Raw genomic sequence first — 17,905 nt, forward strand, 5'->3', positions numbered from 1 at the left:
GTCAGATGCCCGCGAACCGCGTGACGAGCTCGATCACTTCCTCCATCTTGAAGGGCTTGGCCAGGAAGGCGTCCATGCCCGACTCCAGGCAGCGCTGGCGGTCGGAGTCCAGGGCGTTGGCGGTGAGGGCCACCACGGGCACGTGGGCGGCGCCCCGGGCGCGCTCCATGGCGCGGATCCGCCGGGTGGCCTCCAGGCCGTCCATGCGGGGCATCTGCATGTCCATGAGGACCAGGCTGAAGGTCCCCGTCTCCATCATCTCCAGGGCCTCCACGCCGTCCTTGGCCAGGGAGACCTGGTAGCCGGCCTTACGGAGGATGCTCCGCCCCAGGGCCTGGTTCACGGGGGTGTCCTCCACCAGGAGCACCCGGGTCCCATCCCGGCCGGGTTCGGGTCCGGAGACGGCCGCCTCGGACGGGGACTTCGCCTCGGGCGCCCCGTCGAAGGGGAGGGTGAACTCGAAGCGGCTCCCGCGCCCCACGGCGCTCTCGAGTCCGAGGCGCCCGCCCATGAGGGCCACCAGCTTGTGGGCGATGGCCAGCCCGAGGCCCGTGCCCCCGAAGCGCCGGGTGGTGGAGGAATCCGCCTGGGAGAAGGGCGAGAAGATCTCCACCTGCTTGTCCTCGGGGATCCCGATGCCGGTGTCGGTGACGGAGAAGCGCACCCGGCCCTCCTCCACGGCGTCGGCCTCCAGCACGATCCGGCCTTCCATCGTGAACTTGAGGGCGTTGGACAGGATGTTGTTCAGCACCTGGCGCAGCCGGTGGGAGTCGCCCAGCACCCGCCCGGGAAGGCCGGGACCGAGCCGGGTCTCCAGGGCCAGCCCCTTCCGCCGGGCCACCTCCGCCATGGGGCCCGCCACCTCCTTCAGGAGGGCCGGCAGGTGGAAGGGCCGGATCTCCAGGCCCATGTAGCCTTCGTCGATCTTCGAGAAGTCCAGGATGTCGTTGAGGATGGTGCGCAGGCTCTCGGCGGAGGACATCACCCAGCCCAGCTGCTCCCGCTGCTCCGGGGCCAGGTCCGAGCCCAGGGCCAGGTCCGTCATGCCCAGGATTCCGTTCATGGGGGTCCGGATCTCATGGCTCATGGAGGCCAGGAAGGCCGCCTTGGACCGGGCGCCGGCTTCCGCCGCCTCCTTGGCCGCCACGAGTTCGTCCCGCCCCCTTTCCAGCGCGTCCCGTGCGGCGGTGAGGTCCTCCACCCGCTCCAGCACCGCCCGGGACATGGCGTTGAAGGCGGTGCCCAGGCGCCCCACGTCGTCGGGCCCCTCGGCCACCGGCGGGAAGGTGAGCCGGCCCGCGGCCACCCACTCGCTGGCCTGGGTGAGGTGGGCCAGCTGCCGGGTGAGCCACAGCCCGAGCAGGGTGATGAGCCCGGTCGTGAGCACCAGCTCGCCCAGGGCGATGAGCAGCCCCTGGGTCAGCAGCTGGCGATGGGCCGCGATGATCTGGCGGAGGTCCAGCCCGAACCGGAGGGTGCCCAGCTTCTGCCCGGCCAGTTCCACCGGGGAGGCCACGTTGTAGGTGGGCCTGCTGCCCGGACCGAAGAGGTGGAAGGCGTGGTCGGGCTCCGGCAGGGGCTTGTCCCGGGGCCAGCCGCTCTGGGCGGCGATCCTGCCGGTGGCGTCCAGCACGGAGAGGTATTCGATCCCCTGGCGGGCCCGGCTCTCCTCCAGGATGGCCTGGAGGGTCGCGAAGTCCCGCTGGGCCAGGGGCGCCACCAGGGCCGCGTTGAGCACGGGGGTCATCTGCGCGGCGTGGTTCGCTGCCTGCTCGGTCATGTGCCCCGACAGGAGCCGCAGGCTGTTGGCCACCAGCAGCGTGAGCATCGCCGCCTCCACCGCCACCGCGGCGATGAGGAGGCGGCCCCGGACGGACCTCCAGGGAGGTTGGATGCTCATGGGGCCTTGAGGGTCGCCCGGACCTCGGCGGCGTACGGATCCATGGCCTTGAGCTCGCCTGGCTTCAGCTTGCGGTAGCCCTCGAGCTTGTTGGCCTCGAAGTAGGCCCCGCCCTCCCTTGAGGCCGCGAAGGCCCACAGGGCCGCGTCGATCCGCGCCTTCTGGGGGGCGTTGCGGGCGTTGAGCACGTAGACCCGGCCCGCCATGGGCTGGCTCTCCGCAAGGATCCGCAGGCCGGCCTGGACCTCGGGGGGCAGCTTCTGGAAGTTGGCCAGGGACACGAACCCCGCGCTGCCCTCGCCCGCCAGGAGCAGCTGGGCGACGCTGTCGGCGGCGCTCACGTAGCGCACGGGCACCTCGGCGAGGTGCTGGGCCTTCAGCCAGTGCTGGCCCCACAGGGTGACCAGGGAGGTGGGGCTGAGGCCGATGGCGGTGGTGCCCTTGAGGTCCCGGACCGCCTTCACCTTCCCCTTGGTCGCGACCATGGCCACGGCCTTGAAGTCGGCCTTGTAGGTGAGGAGGGGCAGGTAGCCGGCGTCGGCCTGGAAGAGCCGCGCCTGATGGCCGGTGGTGATGGCCAGGTCGTACTCCTGGGCCAGGCCGCGGCGGGCGAATTCGGTGAAGTCGGGGGCCGTGAGGATCTCCACGGGCCGGGCCAGGGCCTTTTCCAGGTGGGTCCGCAGGGGCTGGTAGAGCTCCAGGATCACCCGGGCGCTGGTGTGGGGCGCCACGCCGATGCGCAGGGGGGCGGGTTCGGCGGCCGCAAGGGAAAGCCCCAGGGCGAGCCGGATGAAACCCTTCCACGCCAAGTGTCCGATGCCCATGGCCCGCCCCCTGTTGCCGATCGTTGGATGAGTATAGGCCCGAACGTCACGGGGACGAATCGGCGCTGGCGCCCGCATGAAACACCGTTATACGATGTATCCCTGCTTCCCCGCAATCCCGATCCGACCGGAGGTCCCATGGCCGTCTCCAAGGTCCTTGTCAGCGCGCTGGCCGCGGTCCTAGCCAGCTCCCTCCCCGCCCAGCAGCTGCCCATCGTGGAGCGGACCCTCGCCAACGGCATGCGACTGGTGATGGTCGAGCGCCACGATCAGCCCACCATCGCCTTCGGCTGGATGGCCCGCGTGGGCTCCGCCAACGAGCGCCCCGGCATCACGGGCCTGGCCCACCTGTTCGAGCACATGATGTTCAAGGGGTCGAAGACGCTGGGCACCCGCGACGCCAGGCGGGACGCGGAGCTCAACGACCTCCAGGACCGGGTGCAGGCGCGGATGCGCGCCGAGATGAGCCTGCTGCGCGAGCAGCAGCGGCGCGGCGCCATCCCCGACATGATGGATCCGCGGGCCCGCACGCCCCGGCTGGCCAAGCTGATCGAGGAGTACGAGGCGCTGGTCCGGGAGCAGCGCGCCCTGGTGGTCAAGGACGAGATGGACCAGATCTACACCCAGGCCGGCGCCACCGGCATCAACGCCAGCACCAGCCAGGACCGCACCTTCTACATCGTGGGGCTCCCCTCCAACAAGCTGGAGTTGTGGATGTGGATCGAGTCCGACCGCATCGCCAACCCCGTGTTCCGGGAGTTCTACAGCGAGCGGGACGTGATCCTCGAGGAGCGCCGCCAGACCCTGGAGAGCCGCCCCGGCGGCCTCGTCGGCGAGGCCTTCAACGCCATGACCTGGATGGCCCACCCCTACACCTGGGAGGTCATCGGCTGGCCCAGCGACATCGCCCAGGTGACCCGGGAGCAGGCCAACGAGTTCTTCGCCACCTACTACGCCCCCGGCAACCTCACCGCCGTGCTGGTGGGGGACTTCGACGCGGAGAAGGCCGCGGCCATGGCCGAGCGGTACCTGGGCCGCATTCCCGCGGGCCGGAACCCGGTCCCCGAGGTCACCACCCTCGAGCCGCCCCAGCCCGCCGAGCAGCGCATGATCGCCGACGTGGAGACGACCCCCTCCATCCAGGTGGAGTACAAGACCGTCTCCGCCGTGCACCGGGACGCCGCGGCCTTCGCCGCACTGGGCGGGATCCTGGGCGGCGCGCAGGTGTACGGCGGACGCCCCGGCCCGGGCTCCGCCCGGGTCCCCACCGGCCGCCTCCACAAGGCCCTGGTGCTGGAACGCAAGGTCGCCACCGGCGCCAGCGCAGCCTTCCACGGGGAGAAGTACGGCGGCACCTTCGCCCTGCGGGCCACCCCCGGCCCCGGCCACACACCTGAGGAACTGGAGCCCCTGCTCCACGCCGAGGTCGAGCGCATCGCCCGGGACGGCGTCACGCCCGGCGAGCTGCAGCGCTTCAAGAATGCGACCCAGGTAGGCTTCTACACGCGCCTGGAGACCAACTCCGGCATCCGGGAGACCCTGGCCCAGGCGCTCGCCGTGGGCACGGTGGAGGACTTCCAGGAGGCCCCCGGCCGCATCCAGGCCGTCACCGTCGAGGACGTGCAGCGTGTGGCCAGGCAGTACCTCACCCCCAACGCCCGCAACGTGCTGATCACCCACCGCAAGGCGGGCGACGCCAGGCCCCGGACCCAGAACGCGGAGGTGAAGTGATGAACGCCCGGATCGCCCTGGCCCTCGTGACGGCGACCGCCCTGTCGGCGCAGGCCATCCCCTCCCGCCCCGAGAAGCTGGAGTTCGCCCCCATCGTCTTCCGCACGCCCCTGGCCAGGGAACTCAAGGCCAGGCTGAGGAACGGCATCCCCGTCTACCTGGCCCCCGCCGGCAGGGAGGGCACGCCCCTGGTGCGGGTCTCCGTGGCCTGGCGGGGCGGCGCGTACCTGGATCCCCGGGGCCGGGAGGGCCTGGCCCAGCTCTTCGGATCCCAGCTCGTGCAGGGCGGGAGCGCCGCGCTGGAGCCCGCGCAGCTCGAGGACCGCCTGGAGGCCATGGCCGCCACCCTCACCTCCGCCTGCGGAGAGACCACCGGCAGCCTCTCCCTCCAGGTGCTCGACAAGGACCTGGACGCCGGCCTGGAGCTCCTCCTGCAGTCCCTCACCGCCCCCGCCTTCGCCCAGGACCGCCTGGACCTGGCCAAGCGCCAGGCCCGCCAGGCCGTGAGCCGGCGCAACGACGCCGTCACCTCCATCGCCTCCTACCAGTTCAACTTCCTCCTGCACGGGGAGGACCACTTCGCCTCCCGGGAGCCCACCTCCGCGAGCCTGGACGCCCTCACCCGGGAGGACCTCAAGGCCTTCCACGCCCGTGTCCTGGACCCCGCGAACCTGGTGGTGACCGTGTCGGGAGCCTTCGAGCGCAAGGCGATGCTGGCCAGGCTGGACCGCGCCCTGGGCGCCCTGAAGCCGGGTCCCGGGGCGGCCGCCAAGGTCCCGCCCTCCACCTTCGCCCGCAAGCCCGGCATCTATTTCACCGCCAAGGACGCGCCCCAGGCCATGGTCACCTGGGCCATGCCCGGCCTGCGCCGCAGCGACCCGGACTGGCACGCCGCCTACGTCATGAACCAGCTCCTGGGAGGCCCCGGCTTCACCAGCCGCCTCATGAAGACCATCCGCTCCAACGAGGGCCTGACCTACGGCGTCTATTCGAGCCTGGGCCCGGGCCCCTACTGGCGCGGAGACATCGTGGGCCGCATGCAGACCAAGAACCGCTCGGTGGCCTACGCCCTGCGCCTGGCCCTGGCGGAGATGCATAAGCTCAAGGAGACGGCGGCCCCCGTTGACGAACTCAAGGTCATCCAGCAGGGCATCATCGAGTCCTTCCCCAGCCAGTGGCCCGGACGGCAGGCCATCGTCACCCGGTTCGCGGAGGAGGCCCTGCAGGGCTGGCCCGAGGACTGGTGGGCCGACTTCCGGGAGAAGATCCAGGCCGTGACCCCCGCCGACGTGCAGCGCTGCGCCCGGAAGTACCTCGACCTGGACCGGCTCGTGGTCCTGGTGGTGGGCAAGGCCGGCGAGGTCCTGCCCGGGGACCCCGACCATCCCGGCGCCCTGCGCGACGTGGCGCCGCTCCCCTTCACCGAGCTCCCGCTGCGGGACCCCCAGACCCTTCAGCCCAGGTAGCGCCTGATCTCGGAAGGCCGGAAGCAGCGGGCCAGCGCCGTCTCCTCCGAGATGCGCCCGGCCTTGGCCATCTCGGCCAGGCTCTGCTCCATCGTGGTCATGCCGTCGGCGCGCCCCGTGGAGATCAGGGTGTAGAGCTGGTGGTCGTCGCCCTTGCGGATGGTGTTGCGCACGGCGTGGGTGGCGTGGAGGATCTCCAGGGCGGGCATCATGGCCCCGGTGCGCGAGGGCACCAGCTGCTGGGCCACGATGGCCGAGAGGGCGAGGGAGAGCTGCTGGCGGATCTGGGGCTGGTTGCTCATGGGGAAGGAGTCCAGGATGCGGCTCACCGCCTGGGAGGCGTCGTTGGTGTGGAGGGTGGAGAACACCAGGTGCCCGGTCTCGGCCGCGGTGAGGACGGTCTGGATGGTTTCCGGGTCCCGCATCTCGCCCACCAGGATCACGTCCGGGCTCTGGCGCACGATGCTGCGGATGGACGAGGCGAAGTCCGGCGCGTCCGGGCCGACCTCGATGTGCTCGACGATGGACTTCCGGCTGGGGTGCACGTATTCCACCGGGTCCTCGATGGTCACGATGTGGTCCTGGCGCTCGGCGTTGACGATGTCCAGGAGCGCGGCGAGGGTCGAGCTCTTGCCCGAGCCCGTGGCGCCGGTGACCAGCACCAGTCCCTGGCGGCCCTCGGCCAGCCTCCGCAGCCCCGGCGGGAGGTTAAGGGCCTGGAGCGTCGGGACCTTCAGGGGCAGCAGCCGCAGGCTCCCCGCCACCGTCCCCCGCTGGTAGTGCACGTTCACCCGGAACCTCCCGGTGCCCTTCCAGGTGAAGCAGAAGTCCACGGACCGGTTCCGTTCCAGCTCCTTCTGCTGCAAGGAGGTGAGCAGCGGCACCAGGAGGCGCCGGATCTGGTCCCCCTCCAGCGCCGCGCCCGGATCCCGCTCCATCCGCCCGTCCACGCGGAACGCCACCGGCGCCCCCGCGACCAGCAGCAGGTCCGAAGCCCCGCGGGAGCGGGCCTGCCGCAGCATGGCGTCGAGCTCCGGCGAGGGCCCGGCCTCCTCGCGCTTCAGCTCCAGGTCCGGGGACTCCAGGCCCTGGTTGAGCTCGGCCACGAGCTTGTTGAGATCCTGACCGGGCTGGGACATGGGGGAGGCCTCCGAAGCCCCATTGGTACAGCCGGGAGGCGGCGCGGGCAAGGGACCTCGCCGAATCGCCTTCCGGAGCGCCCGATGGCCATCCGGGCTCCTTAGGCTCAAGAATTTTCGAATATACAGAGCCGTATTTTTCATGTATGCACATATGAAAAACTTAGCGTTTTAGCGGCCTTCGCTCCATGGCATCGTGCCCGAATGAAGAACCCGCCGACTCCCCGATCCACCGCCGATTCCGGCATCGCCACCGCCCAGCACTTCAGCCCCATCCTCGACCTCATCCGGCAGTCGCGCAGGCGCGCCCTCCAGGCGGTCAACGCGGCCCTGGTGGACCTCCATTGGGGGATTGGGCGGTACCTCAGCGGGAAGATCCGCGCCGATGGGTGGGGGAAAACCACCGTGGCCGCCCTCGCGGATTGGCTCCTCCACCGGGAACCCGGGCTCCGCGGGTTTTCGGCCTCGAATCTGTGGAGGATGCGGCAATTCTACGAGACCTATGCGGAGGATGAGAAACTCGCGGCACTGCTGCGAGAATTGTCGTGGACACACAATCTGATTGTTTTCAGCAAGTGCAAATCCATTGAAGAAAAGGGGTTCTACCTCAATATGGCAGTGAGGGAGCACTGGGGCACCCGTGAACTGGAACGCCAAATCCAGGGCGCCCTGTTCGAGAGGGTCCTTGCAACCGGTCCCAATCTCTCACCTCCGCTGCGAGAACTTCGCCCCGAAGCGGCCGCCATCTTCAAGGACAGCTATCTGGTGGATTTCCTGGACCTCCCGGAAAACCACTCCGAGAAGGACCTGCAGCGGGGCCTCGTTCAGCATCTCAAGGACTTCCTCCTGGAACTGGGCCGGGACTTCTGTTTCGTGGGCAGCGACTACCTCCTCCAGGTGGGTGGCGTCGACTTCCGCCTCGACCTCCTGTGCTTCCACCGGGGTCTTCAGGCCCTGGTGGCCTTCGAACTGAAGATCGGCGGGTTCGAGCCGGGCCACCTCGGGCAGCTCTCCTTCTACCTGGAGGCCCTCGACCGGGACCACCGCAAGCCCCACGAGGCTCCCAGCATCGGCGTGCTCCTTTGCAAGGACCGGAATGCCGACGTGGTGGAATATTCCCTCAGCCGCACCCTCAGCCCGGCCCTCATAGCGGACTACCAGACCCAGCTTCCGGACAAGGGCCTCCTCCGCGCCAAGCTGGAGGAGTTCTATGAATTGGCCGCCCGGGAGGCCTTGGATCAGCTTCACGATTCCAGGTCTTGAGATGCCGTCTCGCCACCGGCTCCCTTCCGGGTTAAGCTGGGCCACCTTGGTTCGGCCGGAGGGATCCCATGCAGCCCGAGCGCGTGTACTTCTACGGCACCTGTCTGGTGGACCTGTTCTATCCGGAAGCGGGCATGGCCGGGATCCGGCTGCTGCGCCGCGCGGGCGTGGAGGTGCTGTTCCCGGAGGGGCAGACCTGCTGCGGGCAGCCGGCCTTCAACTGCGGCTACCGGGAGGAGGCGCGGGCGGTGGCCCGGGGCCAGGTGGCCCTCTTCCCCCTGGACATCCCCGTCGTGCTCCCTTCCGGAAGCTGCGCGGGCATGATGCGGAACCACTACCCGGAGCTCTTCCACGGCGAGCCCGACGAGGCCCGGGTCCGGGCCTTCAGCGGGCGCGTCTTCGAGCTCACGCAGTTCCTGGTGGATGTTCTGGACGTCCGGCTCGAGGACCTCGGGGAGCCGGTGAAGGTCACCTGGCACAGCTCCTGCCACGCCCTGCGGGACCTGGGCCTCGAGGGCCAGCCCCAGTCCCTTCTCGGCCAGCTGGCCAACGTGGAGCTGGCGCCCCTGGGGCGGGAGCGGGAGTGCTGCGGCTTCGGGGGCACCTTCGCCGTGCGGCATCCGGAGATCTCGGGGTCCATGGCCTGCGACAAGGCCGCCGACGCGGTGGCCACGGGGGCCAGCCGGGTGCTCAGCACGGACGGCGGATGCCTCCTCAACGTCCAGGGCGCCCTGGAGGCCAAGGGCGAGGCCCTCCGGGTCCAGCACATCGCCGAATTCCTCTGGGAGCGCACCCATGCACGCTGAGACGGGCTTCCGGGAATCCGCCGCCCAGGCCCTGGGCGACCCCCAGATCCGGGCCAACTTCCGCCGGGCCATGGACGGCCTCATGGCCAAGCGGGCCGCCCAGTTCCCCGACCCCGAGGACTTCCAGGCCATGCGCCACCTGGGCACGGCCATCCGCGCCCGGAGCCTGCTGAAGCTGCCCGCACTGCTGGAGCAGCTGGAGGCCAGCTGCCTGCGCAACGGGATCCAGGTGCACTGGGCCCGCACCTGCGAAGAGGGCAACGAGCTGATCCTGGGGCTGCTGCAGGCCCGGGGGGCCACCCGGCTGGTCAAGGGCAAATCCATGGTGTCGGAGGAGATGGGGCTCAACCACTTCCTGGAGGCCCATGGCGTGGAGGCCCTGGAATCGGACCTGGGGGAGTACATCATCCAGCTGGACCAGGAGACGCCGAGCCACATCATCATGCCGGCCATCCACAAGAACAAGACGCAGATCGCCCGGCAGTTCAGCCAGAAGATCAAGGACGCGAAGTACACCGAGGACGTGGACGAGCTCACCGCCCTGGCGCGCAAGGTGCTGCGCCGGAAGTTCTTCGAGGCCGACGCAGGGCTCTCCGGCGTGAATTTCGCCGTGGCGGACACCGGGACCCTCTGCCTCGTGGAGAACGAGGGCAACGGGCGCATGAGCACCCACGTGCCGCCCCTGCACATCGCCGTCATGGGCCTTGAGAAGGTGGTGGAGACCCTGGAGGACGTGGCGCCCCTCTACGCCCTCCTCACGCGCTCGGCGACGGGCCAGGCCGTGAGCACCTACCTCAACCTCATCCGCGGTCCCCGGGGCCCCGGGGAGCTGGACGGCCCCCGGGAGGTGCACCTGGTGATCCTGGACAACGGCCGCTCCCGCATCTACGCCGATCCCCAGCTTCGCGCGACCCTGCGCTGCATCCGCTGCGGGGCGTGCATGAACCACTGCCCGGTGTACACGCGGGTGGGGGGCCACGCCTTCCAGGCGGTGTACCCCGGTCCCATCGGCACCATCCTCACCCCCCAGATGGAGGGGGTGGGCGTCCGCCATGAACTGCTGCACGGCTCGAGCCTCTGCGGCGCGTGCGCCGAGGTGTGCCCGGTGGAGATCCCCATCCCCGAGATCATCGTCCGCCTCCGGCGGGAGGCCACCCACCGGGACGCCGCCTCCGCCGTGGAGGGCCGGGGAACGGGGCGGACCGCGACCGAGGACCTGGCCTGGCGCCTGTGGGCCGCCGTGCTCTCCCGGCCCCGGGTCTACCGGCTCGCGGCCTGGTGCGCCACCCGGTTCCGCCGCCTGATCCCCGGCGGCCTGCCCCTGCTCAAGGCCTGGACCCTGTCCCGGGCCAAGCCGGTGCCCGCCCGGCGCTCCCTGCAGGAACGCGTCCGAGAGGAGGGACTCCCCCATGGCTGACGCCCGCGCCGAGATCCTGGAACGCCTCCGCGCCGGTGGGGGCGGAGAGGCCGTCCCCCTGCCCGACACCGCCGTCCTGGCCCGACGCACCTGGGCGCCCGCGGAACGGATGGCCCGGCTTCGCCGGGGCATGGAGGCCGTGCACACGGAGTTCCTGGAGGCCGCTCCGGGCCAGTGGCCCGGCGTGGTGCTGGGCTTCTGCCGGGACGAGGGCTTCGCCAACCTGCTCTATGGACCCCGATGCGCCGCCGGGCAGGCCCTGGCTGCCGCATGGACGCCCCGGGACCCGGAGCTGATCCCCTACCAGGACCCCGTGGAGTCCTTCAAGGCGACCCTCTTCGACGGGGTGGCGGCCGGCTTCACCACGGCCCTGGCGGGGGTGGCGGAGACCGGCGGCCTGCTGCTGGAACCCGGCCCCGAGGAGCCGCGCCTCCTCTCCCTGGTCCCTCCGGTGCACATCGCCCTGCTCCTGGCCTCGGCCATCGAGGACACCCTCTGGTCCGCCATGCGGACCCGCGGCTGGGGCAAGGGCACCGCCCGCAATTCCCTGCTCATCTCCGGCCCCAGCAAGACCGCGGACATCGAGCAGACCCTGGCCTACGGGGTGCACGGACCCAAGCGCCTCGTCGTCGTGCTGGTGAACAACCTATAGGCGCTTGCGGATCTCGCGCTCGGCGAAGGTCACGTGCTCCAGCATGGCCCTGGAGGCCGTCTCGGCATCGTGGGCCTTGATCGCCTCGAAGACCCGGGTGTGCTGGTCGATGATCTTCTGGGCGTTGTTGGGGGTGTCCAGGAGCAGCTGCTGGCTTCCGGCCGACACCGCCTTGCTCCATTCCTCATGGACGGTGCGAAGTAGTTTGATCAAAAGATTGTTATGGGTCGCCTCCGCCACCGCATAGTGGTAGGCTCCATCATATTCCTCTCCTTTTTCAGAGTCTCCCTGCCGGATGCGATCCTTCATCTTTTCAAGGAGCATTCCTATCTGCTCGATCTCCTCGTCCGTGGCGCGTTCCGCGGCCAGCGCAGAAGTGGCGGTCTCGAAGATGCGCCGCACCTCGAACATGTCGAGGAGCGAACCGCGTTCCACCGCCAGGAACATGGCCAGGGGGCGGATCACCTCGTTGGCCGACGCATCCCGGATGAAGGTGCCCTCGCCGTGGCGGATCTCGATGAACCCCAGCATCTCCAGGGACCGGATGGCCTCGCGCACGGATACGCGGCTCACCTGGAGCTTGTCGGCCAGTTCCCGTTCGGACATCAGCTTGTCTCCGGGCTTCAGCGCCCCGCCGGATATGAGCTGCTGGATCTGGTCGGCGATCTCTTCATATATGCGCTTGGTCTTTACGGGAGTGAATTCGATGGCCACGGGGAACCTCGCCACGATCCTAGCAGGCCCAGGGGGCGGGAAACCGGCCCAAAGCATGAATACAAAATCTTCGGTGCAAATGGAAGTGCTGCATTAAATCAAGTTAGAAAACGGACGAAGTTGTCTAAAAATTTGGTGGTAGGACCACCAGACCTTTGGTAGTCTTTCTCGCTCCCCTGATCTTTCTTCCAACCCACCCACTCCTCACCTAAAGGAGGTCCAATGAATTGGACTCAGGTGTACTCGCCCGTAATGGGCAACATCTTCTTGTCGGCCCTCGTGGCCGCCCTGCCCGTGTTCGTGCTCCTGGGCCTGCTGGCCTTCTGGCACGTGAAGGCACATATTTCGGCCCTTCTGGGCCTCGCCACCGCGCTCCTGGTGTCGATCTTCGTCTACCACATGCCCGCCAAGCTCGCGGGCATGGCCGCGGTGAACGGCGCCCTGTACGGGCTGCTGCCCATCGGCTGGATCGTGCTGAACGCCATCTTCATCTATGACATCACCGTGAAATCCGGTGATTTCGAGGTGGTGAAGCACTCCATCGCCGGGATCGCGGCCGACCGCCGCATCCAGGCCCTGCTCATCGCCTTCAGCTTCGGTGCCTTCATCGAAGGCGCCGCGGGCTTCGGCACCCCGGTGGCCATCTCGGCGGCCATGCTCATCGGCCTCGGGTTCCGGCCCCTCCAGGCCGCCGGCCTCGCCCTCATCGGCAACACGGCCCCCGTCGCCTACGGCGCCCTGGGTTCCCCCCTCATCGCCCTCGCCGGCGTGACGGGCCTGCCCCTGGAGCTGCTCAGCGCCGCCGCGGGCCGCATCCTGCCCATCTTCTCCCTGGTCGTGCCCTTCTGGATCATCTGGACCATGGCCGGCCGCAAAGCCATGATGGAAGTCTGGCCCGCCTGCCTCACCGCCGGTGCCTCCTTCGCCGTCTGCCAGTTCCTCGTCAGCAACTACCACGGCCCCTGGCTGGTGGACATCGCCGGCGCCATCATCTCCATGGTCTGCACGGTCATCCTCCTCAAGTTCTGGCAGCCCAAGACCCTCTGGCGCTACGAGCATGAGCGCGAGGAAGCCCACGCCGAGATCCCCGACCAGTCCACCGGCAAGGTCGTCAAGGCCTGGATGCCCTGGGTCTTCCTGTCCCTGTTCGTGTTCGCCTGGGGCACCCCCCAGGTCAAGACCTTCCTGAACGGCGGCACCAAGGCCGCTCCCAACTTCCTCTACGGCATCTCCAAGCTCGACTACCCGATGCCCCTGCTCCACATGGCCGTCACCAAGACCCCGCCGGTCGTCGCCAAGCCCTCCAAGGAAGCCGCCGTCTACACCCTGAACTGGCTCTCCGCCACCGGCACCAGCCTCATGCTGGCCGGCATCGCGGGCGGCCTCCTCCTGGGCTTCGGTCCCTGGCAGCTCCTGAAGATCTGGGGCAACACCGTCAAGCGCGTCCGCATCTCCCTGCTCACCATCGCCGCCATGCTGGCGCTGGGCTTCTGCACCAAGTCCGCGGGCCTGGACGCCACCATGGGCCTGGCCTTTGCCGCCACCGGCGCCGTCTTCCCCTTCTTCAGCGCCATGCTGGGCTGGCTGGGCGTGGCCCTCACCGGTTCCGACACCTCCTCCAACGTGCTCTTCGGCGGCCTGCAGAAGATCACCGCGCAGCAGCTGGGCCTCAACCCGATGCTCACGGCCGCGGCCAACACCTGCGGCGGCGTCATGGGCAAGATGATCGACGCCCAGAGCCTCGTCGTGGCTTCCGTCGCCACCCACCAGGAAGGCCAGGAAGGCACGATCCTCCGCTACGTCTTCTGGCACAGCATCGTGCTGGCGGCCCTCGTGGGCATCGTGATCATGCTCTACGCCAAGGTGCTCCCCTCCAGCTGGATGCCCACCGCCCCGGCGCCGGCTCCCGTCGTCACCGTCGCCGCCCCGGCTCCCGCCGTGGCAGCTCCCGTCGCGACGCCCGTCAAGTAGGACGAGTTCGTTTCCGCACGACCGGGTCCTGCCAGCCTCCCGCTGGCGGGACCCTTTTCAGGGCCGCCAGGGCCCGAGGACAGTACAATGACCAACGCCGCCACCCTCCGGGATTCCCTCGCAGCCATCGTGGGCCAGGACCGTGTCCTGGACCGCCCCGTGGACCTCATCGCCTTCGCCTCCGACGCGAGCTTCTACCGGCTGATCCCCAAGGCCGTCGTATTCGCCGGCAACGTCGAGGAGGTCAAGGGCCTCTTCCGGGCCAGCCACGCGCTCCGCATGCCCATGACCTTCCGGGCGGCGGGCACGAGCCTTTCCGGCCAGTCGGTCTCCGACGGCATTCTCGTCGAGGTCGCGCGCAACTGGCGCGGCATCGAGGTGCTCGAGGGCGGCGCCAAGGTCAAGGTCCAGCCCGGCGTCATCGGCGCCCACGTGAACCTGGCCCTGGGCCGGTTCAAGTCCAAGATGGGCCCCGATCCCGCCTCCATCAACACCTGCACGGTGGGCGGCATCCTCTCCAACAACTCAAGCGGCATGTGCTGCGGCGTCGCCCAGAACGCCTACCACACCCTGGACTCCCTCACCTTCGTCCTGCCCTCGGGCACGGTGATCGACACCGCCCGCCCCGATGCGGACGAGGCCTTCAAGGCCGCGGAACCCGCCCTGTGGGAGGGCCTGCTGGCCCTCAAGGCCGAGCTGGAGGCCAACGCGCCCCTGGCCACGCGCATCCGCGCCAAGTACAAGATCAAGAACACCACCGGCTACTCCCTCAACGCCTTCCTGGACTTCCAGCGCCCCGTGGACATCTTCCGCAACCTGCTGGTGGGTTCCGAGGGGACCCTCGCCTTCATCGCCGAGGCGATCCTGAGGACGGTGCCGGACCTGCCGGTGAAGGTCACCGGCTTCCTCATCTTCCCCGACGTCTACGCCGCATGCGCGGCCATCGTGCCCCTGAGGGACGCGGGCGCCGCGGCCCTCGAACTGCTGGACCGCGCCAGCCTTCGCTCCGTGGAGAACCAGGCCGGCATCCCCCCCTCCATCAAGGGCCTGCCCGAGGGCGCCGCGGCCCTGCTGGTGGAGTTCCAGGGCCAGGAGGAGGCGGCCCGGTACGACCTGGAGGCCAGGGCCATCGGGGCCACCGCCGGCCTGACCCTCCTGGAGCCCGCCAAGTTCACCCACAACCCCGTGGAGCAGGCCCTCTTCTGGAAGATCCGCTCGGGCACCTTCCCCTCCGTGGGGGCGGTGCGCAAGCGCGGCACCACCGTCATCATCGAGGACGTGGCCTTCCCCATCGAGAAGCTCGCCGACGCCACCGTGGATCTCACCAGGCTCTTCGCCAAGCACGGCTATGACGAGGCGATCATCTTCGGCCACGCCAAGGACGGCAACCTGCACTTCGTCATCACGCAGTCCTTCAACGACCAGGCCGCGGTGGACCGGTACGCCCGCTTCATCGACGACGTGGTGGAGCTTGTGGTGAAGAAGTACGACGGCGCCCTCAAGGCCGAGCACGGCACCGGGCGCAACATGGCCCCCTTCGTGGAGACCGAGTGGGGCGCCGAGGCCAAGGCCGTCATGGAAAAGCTCAAGGCCCTGGTGGACCCCGAGCGGCTCCTCAACCCCGGCGTCATCCTCACCGCCGACCCCAAGGGCCACCTGGCCGACCTCAAGCCCATGCCAGGGGTGGAGGAGGAGGTCGACAAGTGCATCGAGTGCGGCTACTGCGAACCCAAGTGCCCCAGCCGCGAGCTCACCCTCACCCCCCGCCAGCGCATCGTGGTGCGCCGCGAAATGGCCCGCCTGGAGGGCACCCGGGAAAACCCCGGCCTCCTGGGCTCGCTCACCGAGGCCTTCCCCTACATGGCCCTGCAGACCTGCGCCGTGGACGGCCTTTGCGCCACCGCCTGCCCCGTGGGCATCGACACGGGCCAGCTCACCAAGCGCTTCCGCCGCGCCAGCCACTCCCCCCGCGCCCAGAAGCTCGCGCTCACCGTGGCCCGCAACTTCGCCACCCTCGAGCCCGGAGTCCGCCTGGGCCTGCGCTCCGGCCATGTCGTGCAGAGCATCTTCGGCAACGCCGCCATGCCCATGCTCACCCGGATCCTGAAGGCCTTCGGCTGGGCCCACCAGTGGAGCCCGGAGATGCCCAAGGCGGCCAAGGGCAAGCTTCCGGTCACGCAACGCGCCGGCGCCCAGGCCATCTACTTCCCGGCCTGCATCTCCCGCACCATGGGCCACCTGCCCGGGGAGGACACCAGCATCAGCCTCGTCGAGGCCCTCGTCGCCGTTTCCGCCCGCGCCGGGGTGCCCGTGCACATCCCCACCGACGTCGCCGGCACCTGCTGCGGGGTCCCCTTCTCCTCCAAGGGCTTCGACCTGGCCCACACGTTCACCGTGAACCAGGCCATCGAGCGTTTCTGGACCTGGAGCCACGAAGGCGAACTGCCCGTGGTGGTGGACACGTCCCCCTGCACCTACGGCCTGACTACCTGCCGCGCCTACCTCACCCCCGAGAACCAGGCGAAGTTCGACAAGCTCACCATCCTGGACGCCGTGGCCTTCGCCCATGACGTCCTGCTCCCCAAGCTGCAGGTCAAGCGCAAGATCGGCTCGGCCGTGCTGCACCCGGTGTGCTCCCTGACGAAGATGGCCCTCGCCCCCAAGCTCGAGGGCGTCGCCAAGGCCTGCGCCGAGAAGGTGCTGGTGCCCAAGGATGCCGGCTGCTGCGGCTTCGCCGGCGACCGCGGCTTCATGGTGCCCGAGCTCACCGCCTCGGCCACCAAGCACGAGTCCGCCGAGGTCCGCAAGGGCGCCTTCGACGCCCACCTCTCCAGCAGCCGCACCTGCGAGATCGGCATGACCCGCTCCACCGGCTCCATCTACCGCAGCTTCGTCTACCTCCTGGAGGCCTCCACGCGTCCCTGAGGTAGAGTTGGGGGATGGTCTTTCTTCTCGCCGTCTCCCTCCTCTGGGCCCTCTCCTTCGGACTGATCCCCCGGGTCAGTCCGCTGGGGGCGCCCTTCGTGGCCGCCGCCCGGTCCCTGCTGGCCCTGGCCCTCTTCCTGCCCTTCGTGCGGATCAGGGGCCTGGCCCGGCGGGACGGGTTCGCGCTGGCCCTGGTGGGCGCGCTTCAGTTCGGCCTGATGTACGTCTTCTACACCGCCAGCTTCCGGTGGCTGCTGCCCAGCGAGGTGGCCCTCTTCACCATCTTCACGCCCATCCTCGTGGCCCTGGCCGACGATGCCCTCTCCCTGCGCATGTCCTGGTCCGTGCTGGGCGTGGCGGCGCTGGCCGTGGCAGGCACCGCGATCTGCCTGGGCGCGCGGGTGCGCCAGGAAGGCGTGCTCCTGGGCTTCCTCCTGGTCATGGCCTCCAACGCCTGCTTCGCCCTGGGCCAGGTGGGGTACCGGCGCCTGGCGCGCCGCCTTGGAAGGCCCGACCGCCAGCTCATGGGGCTCCTCTTCGCCGGCGCCGCCCTGGTGACCCTGGCCATGGCCGTGCCCGGGATCGACCTTCCCCGGATCCGGCAGGCCTCCGCCTCCCAGGTCCTGGTGCTCGCCTACCTGGGCCTGGTGGCCTCCGGACTGGGCTTCTTCCTCTTCAACGCCGGCGCCCGCAAGGTGGACGTGGGCACCTTGGCGGTCTTCAACAACGCCAAGGTGCCCCTGGCCATCCTGGCTTCGGGCCTGGTGTTCGGAGAGCGGGTGGAATGGATACGACTCGCGATGGGGGGTGGGGTGATCGCCTTCGCACTGGCTTTGAACACCACTATTCGTGGAAGATGAATAATTCTGTTGCAAAGTGGCGAGGCCATCACTAATTTCTGTAAATGCCCACGGCCCGCCTCATCACCAACCGGCTTGGCCCAGAGGATCCGGGCATTTCTCCTTGAATGGGATTTCAATACCATTTTACAGCACCAAAAAAATTGGCTCTCCATTATCCAGCGCAAGCGTTTGATATCGTTAAAAATCTATTACGACAGGTGAAATTTATGATTCGTTTTTATCCTATATTACTTT

General features: G+C 69.0%; 13 protein-coding genes. 9 read left to right on the forward strand and 4 right to left on the reverse strand.

The genetic code is table 11. The features are described 5' to 3' along the window. Position 1: 1 nt before the first annotated feature. The gene (locus tag ACZ5MC_RS20485) at positions 2 to 1,900 is read right to left on the reverse strand and encodes an ATP-binding protein (protein WP_464516659.1); all 1,899 of its coding nucleotides are present in this window, start codon (positions 1,898 to 1,900) and stop codon (positions 2 to 4) included. Next, on the reverse strand, positions 1,897 to 2,724 hold the full coding sequence (locus tag ACZ5MC_RS20490) for a phosphate/phosphite/phosphonate ABC transporter substrate-binding protein (RefSeq protein WP_464516660.1): 828 nt from the start codon (positions 2,722 to 2,724) through the stop codon (positions 1,897 to 1,899). The genes ACZ5MC_RS20485 and ACZ5MC_RS20490 overlap by 4 nt, the downstream gene beginning before the upstream one ends. Positions 2,725 to 2,862: 138 nt before the next feature. Between ACZ5MC_RS20490 and ACZ5MC_RS20495 the strand changes: the two genes are divergently transcribed. Together ACZ5MC_RS20495 and ACZ5MC_RS20500 are read left to right on the forward strand one after the other, a co-directional pair. Then, positions 2,863 to 4,455 (forward strand): M16 family metallopeptidase, encoded by a 1,593-nt coding sequence (locus ACZ5MC_RS20495; protein WP_464516661.1) that lies wholly within the window; start codon positions 2,863 to 2,865, stop codon positions 4,453 to 4,455. Then, positions 4,455 to 5,921: a M16 family metallopeptidase gene (locus ACZ5MC_RS20500; protein WP_464516662.1), complete on the forward strand. Its 1,467-nt coding sequence runs from the start codon at positions 4,455 to 4,457 to the stop codon at positions 5,919 to 5,921. Before ACZ5MC_RS20495 ends, ACZ5MC_RS20500 begins: the two co-directional genes overlap by 1 nt. On the opposite strand, the gene ACZ5MC_RS20505 is transcribed toward ACZ5MC_RS20500, so the two are convergent. Beyond that, positions 5,909 to 7,060 (reverse strand): type IV pilus twitching motility protein PilT, encoded by a 1,152-nt coding sequence (locus ACZ5MC_RS20505; protein ID WP_464516663.1) that lies wholly within the window; start codon positions 7,058 to 7,060, stop codon positions 5,909 to 5,911. The two genes, ACZ5MC_RS20500 and ACZ5MC_RS20505, sit on opposite strands and share 13 nt — an antisense overlap. A gap of 204 nt (positions 7,061 to 7,264) precedes the next feature. Here ACZ5MC_RS20505 and ACZ5MC_RS20510 point away from each other — a divergent pair, with 204 nt between their 5' ends. The 4 genes from ACZ5MC_RS20510 to ACZ5MC_RS20525 all read left to right on the forward strand — a co-directional run bounded on the left by ACZ5MC_RS20510 (position 7,265) and on the right by ACZ5MC_RS20525 (position 11,198). Next, positions 7,265 to 8,323 (forward strand): PDDEXK nuclease domain-containing protein, encoded by a 1,059-nt coding sequence (locus tag ACZ5MC_RS20510; protein WP_306597755.1) that lies wholly within the window; start codon positions 7,265 to 7,267, stop codon positions 8,321 to 8,323. A gap of 68 nt (positions 8,324 to 8,391) precedes the next feature. Continuing rightward, on the forward strand, positions 8,392 to 9,129 hold the full coding sequence (locus ACZ5MC_RS20515; protein WP_464516664.1) for a (Fe-S)-binding protein: 738 nt from the start codon (positions 8,392 to 8,394) through the stop codon (positions 9,127 to 9,129). Continuing rightward, entirely contained in the window at positions 9,119 to 10,546 is a 1,428-nt protein-coding gene (locus ACZ5MC_RS20520; RefSeq protein WP_306597758.1) for a LutB/LldF family L-lactate oxidation iron-sulfur protein, read from the forward strand. Before ACZ5MC_RS20515 ends, ACZ5MC_RS20520 begins: the two co-directional genes overlap by 11 nt. After that, on the forward strand, positions 10,539 to 11,198 hold the full coding sequence (locus ACZ5MC_RS20525) for a LutC/YkgG family protein (RefSeq protein ID WP_306597759.1): 660 nt from the start codon (positions 10,539 to 10,541) through the stop codon (positions 11,196 to 11,198). The genes ACZ5MC_RS20520 and ACZ5MC_RS20525 overlap by 8 nt, the downstream gene beginning before the upstream one ends. Here the strand turns inward: ACZ5MC_RS20525 and ACZ5MC_RS20530 are convergent. Continuing rightward, entirely contained in the window at positions 11,193 to 11,912 is a 720-nt protein-coding gene (locus ACZ5MC_RS20530; RefSeq protein ID WP_306597760.1) for a FadR/GntR family transcriptional regulator, read from the reverse strand. The two genes, ACZ5MC_RS20525 and ACZ5MC_RS20530, sit on opposite strands and share 6 nt — an antisense overlap. 222 nt (positions 11,913 to 12,134) lie before the next feature. Here ACZ5MC_RS20530 and ACZ5MC_RS20535 point away from each other — a divergent pair, with 222 nt between their 5' ends. From ACZ5MC_RS20535 to ACZ5MC_RS20545, 3 genes are all read left to right on the forward strand, one after another. Then, a complete protein-coding gene (locus ACZ5MC_RS20535; protein ID WP_464516665.1) occupies positions 12,135 to 13,883 on the forward strand; it encodes an L-lactate permease in 1,749 nt (582 codons plus the stop codon). Between the two features lie 87 nt (positions 13,884 to 13,970). Further along, positions 13,971 to 16,808 carry an FAD-binding and (Fe-S)-binding domain-containing protein gene (locus ACZ5MC_RS20540; protein ID WP_464516666.1) on the forward strand — a complete coding sequence of 946 codons (2,838 nt, stop codon included), beginning with the start codon at positions 13,971 to 13,973 and terminating at the stop codon, positions 16,806 to 16,808. A 14-nt stretch (positions 16,809 to 16,822) separates the two neighbouring features. Then, positions 16,823 to 17,668: an EamA family transporter gene (locus tag ACZ5MC_RS20545; protein WP_464516667.1), complete on the forward strand. Its 846-nt coding sequence runs from the start codon at positions 16,823 to 16,825 to the stop codon at positions 17,666 to 17,668. Positions 17,669 to 17,905 lie beyond the last annotated feature (237 nt).

Source organism: Mesoterricola sp. JemC181 (genome assembly GCF_055384585.1).